1 tRNA gene and 1 rRNA gene are annotated in these 219 nt (G+C 56.2%); both read left to right on the top strand.

The window, feature by feature from the left end:
- Positions 1-98: ribosomal RNA gene (rrf, locus tag JI665_RS28425) — 5S ribosomal RNA — on the top strand; the annotation flags it as partial.
- Between the two features lie 23 nt (positions 99-121).
- Positions 122-196, top strand: a tRNA-Glu gene (locus JI665_RS28420).
- Positions 197-219 lie beyond the last annotated feature (23 nt).

Raw genomic sequence — 219 nt, 5'->3', positions numbered from 1 at the left:
AGGTCACACCCGTTCCCATACCGAACACGGAAGTTAAGCTTCTCAGCGCCGATGGTAGTTGGGGGCTGTCCCCCTGTGAGAGTAGGACGCTGCCGGGCACCCTAATTGGGTAATTATATATGGCCCCTTGGTCAAGCGGTTAAGACACCGCCCTTTCACGGCGGTAACACGGGTTCGAATCCCGTAGGGGTCACCATTTTGGAGGATTAGCTCAGCTGG

The sequence above is a fragment of the Bacillus sp. NTK034 genome (genome assembly GCF_017303275.1).
GTDB lineage: Bacteria > Bacillota > Bacilli > Bacillales > Cytobacillaceae > Cytobacillus.
Note: the sequence above shows the minus strand (reverse complement) of the source record. Positions and strands in the feature narration are given on the sequence as shown.